Raw genomic sequence first — 6,633 nt, forward strand, 5'->3', positions numbered from 1 at the left:
TTTTTCAAAAATTGACACTCGTAGATTGATACCGCTGGGCAGAGGAATCGCACTGCTGATCGAGCCACTTGGATTGATCAACAAACGCCCTCGGTTCCCACCACAGACCTAACATTGACTCAGGCTAGAATCCGCTCACACTTCGTGGATTTCCACCGCCCTTGAGCACACTTCCCGAGAAACGAGTCGCTGTGCCAACACTTAGTAACGAGAAGCCCATCATGCGTTCAAACGGAGCAAACATTTTGGCGAGCTTGTTGTCGAACGCGACCATATGGTCTTCTTGAACAAACAAACGGTCGCCTGGCATGAGTTGGAAGTTTGTATTGGCGGAACCACACTCGGTCACCGCGTGCCAATCGACGGGCAAAATTTGCGAGTCGCAAAGATCCGATGTGGGTCGTGCGATCCACATCTTCTTTGACGAGACCTGCTCGAGTCCATTGATTTGTGAAATCGCATCTAGAACCGTTTCATTGCCCGTGATCGGGAAACGATAGACCGCGTCGCCAAGCTCGGCTCCCTGCAATACGATGTAGTACACCTTGCTATTGAAAGCGTGGACGTTGACCGAGATGACCGGATCTTCCAAGAACTGTGACAAGTGTTGTTCGATCGTCCATTTCGCTTGGGCCAGCGGCATGCCGACGACCGAAACGCTGCCATAGCTGCCCAGCGTGACGGTACCATCGGGGCCGACGAGGTATTGTCCGACCAATCGCTGCGAGGCACCAAGCTCGGCCAGCGACACCGCCACCTCCGGCTTCTTCAAGTATTTCTTTAGATGTTCCTCAATCGCCGTCTGAGCCTGCGGTACGGTCATGCTCGAAACCGAGACCACTCCATATGGAGCCCCAAGGTTGATCACCCCGCCGGGTTCGATCGGATAACCACCGCCGATCGGTCCCTCAGGCAACGTTCCCTGGACTCGCACCGACAGCACATCAAGCACCTTTAATGTATAAGGCGACTTGGGGACCGCGTGCACGGTCTCGATCGTCAAGATATCGGGCGGCTCAATGATGTAATCCGGCATCACTGTCTTGGCCAACTCCCGAGGCATATTTGCGACTTCGGGCGGCACCACAGAAACCTGTGACGCATGGTGACTCTTTTTGAGTCCTTGGCATCCAACCCCACTTAACAGGCAGATTGCCGCGAACATTTGTAGAGGAGCTACAAAAGGTCGTGATTTGAATTGAGACATAGTCACATCCGTGCGTTGTTCTGGAGGCCCCCAAAAATATCCGGCAACATCCTTGCTCCGGCTTCCATTTGTTGGGTTTGCGACAAAACGACCACCAAAATGAAAAGGGTGGATGTCGTGTTGCGGTGAGCGATTTCGGGTGTCGGCAGCATGATTGCCAAGCATTGCTTGCAAACCGCTGCTTTATCTCCACGCCTCGATGCCTCGGACGATGCACTTCGACGAAGAATGGTTTGCCATCAAAGCTTGATTGCTCTCCGGTCGAACCTTCTTTTCTCTGCACGCATCGGCGATTCATCTTGGAATTCGCTCACAGGAATTATCGTCGAGAGGGCAGGCCCCCCCCGCCGAAACGTGGGTTCATCTGCGATCTTTTCGAATTGTCTCTCGGGTTGCGCTCAACAAAACGGTTGTTCGAAGTGGGCACCAGGTGCGGGTTAGGAAAGATCTAGCGAGGAGATCGCATTCCGCATTACAGAACACCGTCCTTCGGCTCGAAGAAAACTTGAACCCGCCAAAAATCTTTTGGCGATCGCAGCAAAACATGGGTGTCGACGTCGGCTCGTTTACGCATCCGCTTTTTATAGTCACACCTTTTCGGCAACCCGTTTGGCCGCCAATGAATCGACTTGGATTACAGCCCACCGGTGTGGCCAATAAGCAGCCAATCCTACTGTCCAAGCAAAACTTGGGATTCAAGAAAATCGTGAAACTCGCACTGGATGAGCCCGCTGCTCTAAGTGGCCTTCGCCACCCTTGCGGCTCAACTAGGTTGTGATACGACGCATCGCATGATCCCAAAACAGCTGGGCACCGGGAGTAGTTGCTTGCCCTCCCCCTCTAACAGGCTTATGATCGTAGAGGTTGGCCCAACACCTGCAATTCGGACGGCCGTTCTCACCCATTAAATCCAATCCAGGGCAACCGATTAGGCCCTGCGGAAATGATGTGTCAGCGATCGAACCTTATTGATTTGCATCCAACGAAATTGATTTGCATCCAACGAAACCGAGAAGCATTTGTTGTGAAAAGTTAACTAGCAATACCCTCAATCTTGAGTAGGGTGGACCACCACACCCAAGATTGGCGTCTAGTCACCAGACCAGAACAACTACATAAGAATTCAGCAAAGGCTTCTACGAAAGCTCAATTCGTTTAGCAAAGCGAGAGATTAGTAGGTCGACGGCAAGCGATTAAGGAACATGTGAGAATTAAGGATGGACGCGCTATGACCAATAGCAGCTTGACAGTCACCATTTGAACAGCACCTTGAGTCGAATCGATTGACGTGATGTGATAATTGCGATCAATCGAAAGCGGGAGATTGGTTTTTTGAGTAACAACGATTTCGTCGACCTGGCATCGTCCGACTCAAGTAGTCGTTCGTTGGTGCCGGCAAACGACCACGAGATCTCTCCCTCTTATATTTTTCACCATGCGCCGACTGGCAATGACCACGAATCGCTTGTGGGTCCTCGCTACCTAATCCACTCGCTTACGACGTATTGGTATCTGACCATTCCCTTCGCCATTCTGTTGGCAGGGTTATCGGCCACCGCAATCTTGATGACGTTCACTCCGGTGTATCGTGCGAATGCGGTGATGAAGATTGCGAGCTACGCTCCTTATATTGCGTATACGACACCTGAGCCTCAGATGAATCCGGAAGATTTCACGGAGACTCAGATTGAATTAATTCGCAGCTCGCTTGTTGCAGAGCAGGTGCTTGAGGATTCAAAGATTGCCGGTTTGCCAGGACTGCAATCGATCGAGAAGCCCATTGTGTGGCTAACCGAAAATATCCGAGTTCAGCAGGTTGGCAGTTCGGAACTCTATAATGTTTCTCTTGAAACATCCGACCCGGAATCCTCTGCGATCATTGTCAATGCGGTGCTAGACACCTATTTCGCGGTGCGAGCCAAAGACAACGAAGACCAAACCGCGAGGGTGCTCGAACTGCTGGGTCAAGAAAAACAGGCACGTAGTGTCGAGATCCAGAATTTACGTGAAAAGATGCGTCAACTCGGGCAAGACGTTGTCGGAATGGATCCTTATACCGGGATGCCGCAAAAGAATGGGGGGCAAGCGGGCGCCGGACCGTTGGAGCGACTTCGTGAACGGCTGACGGCAGCCGAGGTCGATCGCAAAATGCTTGAGATGGAAATCACTGCGATCCGCGAAGCGATTGCAAAAGAAGATCTTCGCATCGCCGAAGTTGACGTCGAGATGGCGGTGGGAGAAAGCCAGGAGATTCTCGATCTACGCGCCATGATTGCCGAACGCAAATCGATGATGCATCGTGTCGAGAGCACCGCAGCCGGGGGACGAAACGATCCATCCTACTTGCGTCTGGAGTCCGAAGTCAAAGGATATGAAGAGAGTCTCAAACGAGCTGTTGCGAGCAGCCGTCCCAAGATCACCGACCAACTGAAGTCACTCGCGGAACTTGATCGCCGCGACACACTTCACGAACTCGAAGCGAGACTCGAGACGCAACTGGTGCTCGAGAACCTGCTCGGACTGCGGTACAAAGAGATGCTCGGAACTGCGGGAGAATCCGGCAACAAAATGCTGGAACTCGAATTCGCTCGTGCGGAACTCGAACGTGAAGAACGTGTGTTTGACTTGATTGCCGAGCGATCGATGGCGTTAAGCACCGAATCACGAGCTCCGGGTCGTATTGTTCTGCTGCAGCCCGCAGAACCCACGCTACATCCCGTCGCGAGTTTTCCGCTGCGAAACATGGCAATCGCAGCTTTTCTGAGCGGCTGTCTGCCGTTCGGCCTCGCCTTGCTTTGGGAATTGTCCACCAAGCCGATCAGCGATGTCAATCAATTGACGAGCAACACCGCACAAACCACCGTCAGCGAAGTTGCCAAGTTGCCGGTGCGAACGATCTCGCTTGGTTCGCGACAAACCAAGGCAATGAGTATCTTCGAAGAAAGCATTGATAGTCTTCGTGTCGGTCTGCTGTTAGGCGAAAAACACAATACCGTTCAAACGCTTGTGGTGACCAGTGCCGTTCACGGCGAAGGCAAGTCCAGCATCTCGTCGCAGCTTGCCGTCAGCATTGGCCGAGCGACCGGCGAACCGGTGCTGCTTATCGACGGCGATCTTCGCGCCCCAGATATTCATAATATTTTCCAAGTCTCAAACAAACTTGGCATGACCGCCGTGCTCGAAGGACGTGCCACATTGGAAGAAGCCGTCATTCGCGACTGGAGTGATCAAATTCACTTGCTGCCGGCAGGTCGACTTCGAGTTAACCCTCATCAATTGATGACACGTGATTCACTCAATAAGATTTTTGACGAATTGCGAGTCAAGTATCGTTATATCGTTATCGATACACCTCCCATCCTTTCTGCATCCGAAGCGATCTTACTCGCTCGTTGTGCCGATGGCTCTCTGCTTTGCACTCGACGCAACGTCAGTCGCGAAGGCCAAGTAAAAATTGCTCATGACCGGCTCGCCAAAGCGGGTATCAAACCGTTGGGCACCGTGCTTAACGGTGTGCCCACACGAAGTTATGCAAAGACGTACGGAAGTTACGACTATGCAAGGCGTTTTGAGTAAATGACGCATCTGCATGTAACTGAAACATGCAGGATTTTTAATAAAGCACATACATACGTTTGGTAGTTTTAATACACGCGAAACTAACAGCGTTTAAGTAGACGGTGGCCGCTGCGCGGTCGTGGTCTTCTTCGTTGATCCATCAAAAAGTAAGGCGATTTTCCGCGATTCAATTATCTCCATTGATTGAAGTGTAAATGGGGGATTAGCCCATTGAATCGGCTCGCTTTACCACTAGCATGACCCCATTCCGAGGGTGCACCGCGTACTGCTTCGTGAGTGTCACCCAGGTGGACGAAGTCCGCGCAGAAAGAACTCGAAACTGGCGACGACCAGTTCGGTGAAGCACACGTGTTTTTTAACTGGATTTGCTCACTTCGATAAAGCGTCTTGACCATGAGTGCGAAAAAGAACACGCCCTTGCATCGGATCCTGCCTGTAAGAATTTATTTTCTGGTACTGGTACACCTGATTATTTTCATCGCGTCCTACGAGATCGCGTTGCGGTTGCGTTTTGATATGGTCATCTCTGCGGGCGTCCGTAATGATTTCTGGAGCATGCTGCCCTGGATCTTGATCATCAAGCTATCGATGTTCCACTTGATTGGCAGTCTGCACGGATGGTGGCGGTACATTACTTTTACCGATCTTGCGATTTTGCTTCGCACCTCGACGGTCGCGAGCATTCTGATTGCCGCGGTGGACTACTTGTTCAGCCAACAGTATCAAGTTCCTCGATCGGTGTTACTGATGGACTGGGGCATCACGATTCTGCTTGTCGGCGGGCTGCGAAGTGTCTATCGCCTAAGCCAAGAAATGATGTGGCCCGCACTGTCGCTGAATGATCGCAAACCCACCCTGTTGATCGGAGCGTTACAAGGGGGCGAGCTATTGGCCCGCCAAATACATAACCATCCCAACCTCGATTTTCACATCGTTGGATTCTTGGACGACGATGAACACAAGCATGGATTGCGATTGGGAGGCATTCCCTTTCTGGGTAGTCCCGAGGACATCGTCGAGCATGCTCGCGCTCACGATGCGAAAGATCTTCTTGTTATTTCCAATGTGTTGCCAGGACAACAACTCCGCGAGCTTCTCGATCGCTGTGAACAAGCCAAGATCCGGGTCAAAATGGTTCCGCCGGTCGATGAACTGATTAATGGTTCGTTCCGCTTCCAGACCCGCGACGTTGAAATTAACGACCTTCTACGCCGAGACCCGATCGAACTTGATTCGCAGCCGGTCCGAGAGATGTTGCAAGGAAGGCGAGTGGTCGTAACCGGTGCCGGAGGCAGCATTGGCTCGGAGATATGTCGCCAGATTGCACGCTGCGAACCGGCCCAATTGATCTTGGTCGAGCGTGCCGAAAATGCGTTGTTCTTAATTGATCGAGAAATGACCCTTCGCGATTATGGCGACATATGCGTGCCCTTCGTCGCTGACATTTGTGATCAACATCGCATGCGAACGCTCTTCGAAAACTACCAGCCTGAAATTGTTTTCCACGCGGCAGCCCATAAACATGTTCCATTGATGGAATTGAATCCATCGCGAGCGTTAAAAAACAACGTGCTCGGCACCGCGGGTTTGGTCGAACTTTGTCACGAATACGATGTCGAGCGATTTGTAATGATCTCGACCGACAAGGCGGTCAATCCCACAAGTATCATGGGAGTGTCCAAACAATTGGCAGAACGATTTGTACATGCCAAAGCAGAAGTATCCAAAACCAAGTTTGTGGTCGTTCGTTTCGGTAATGTGTTAGCCTCGGCCGGCAGCGTCGTCCCCATCTTCCAAGAACAGATTGCCAATGGCGGACCGATCACCATCACTCATCCCGAGATGAC

3 protein-coding genes are annotated in these 6,633 nt (G+C 51.7%); 2 read left to right on the plus strand and 1 reads right to left on the minus strand.

The genetic code is table 11. The features are described from left to right. Positions 1-124 precede the first annotated feature (124 nt). Complete coding sequence (locus tag ABX962_RS05335) at positions 125-1,207, minus strand: polysaccharide biosynthesis/export family protein (protein WP_339940993.1); 1,083 nt, start codon at positions 1,205-1,207, stop codon at positions 125-127. Positions 1,208-2,539: 1,332 nt separating this feature from the next. On the opposite strand from ABX962_RS05335, the gene ABX962_RS05340 reads away from it, so the two are divergent. Further along, positions 2,540-4,783 carry a polysaccharide biosynthesis tyrosine autokinase gene (locus ABX962_RS05340; protein ID WP_372717314.1) on the plus strand — a complete coding sequence of 748 codons (2,244 nt, stop codon included), beginning with the start codon at positions 2,540-2,542 and terminating at the stop codon, positions 4,781-4,783. A 396-nt stretch (positions 4,784-5,179) separates the two neighbouring features. Then, the coding region (locus tag ABX962_RS05345; protein ID WP_372717316.1) for a polysaccharide biosynthesis protein at positions 5,180-6,633 on the plus strand (1,454 nt) is incomplete at its 3' end.

Origin of the sequence: Novipirellula sp. (genome assembly GCF_041583735.1) — a bacterium.
GTDB lineage: Bacteria > Planctomycetota > Planctomycetia > Pirellulales > Pirellulaceae > Novipirellula.

What these genes read in the sequence shown, in the direction of transcription:
- ABX962_RS05335 (WP_339940993.1), bottom strand. Translation starts at nt 1,207, where the DNA reads ATGTCTCAATTCAAATCACGACCTTTTGTAGCTCCTCTACAAATGTTC.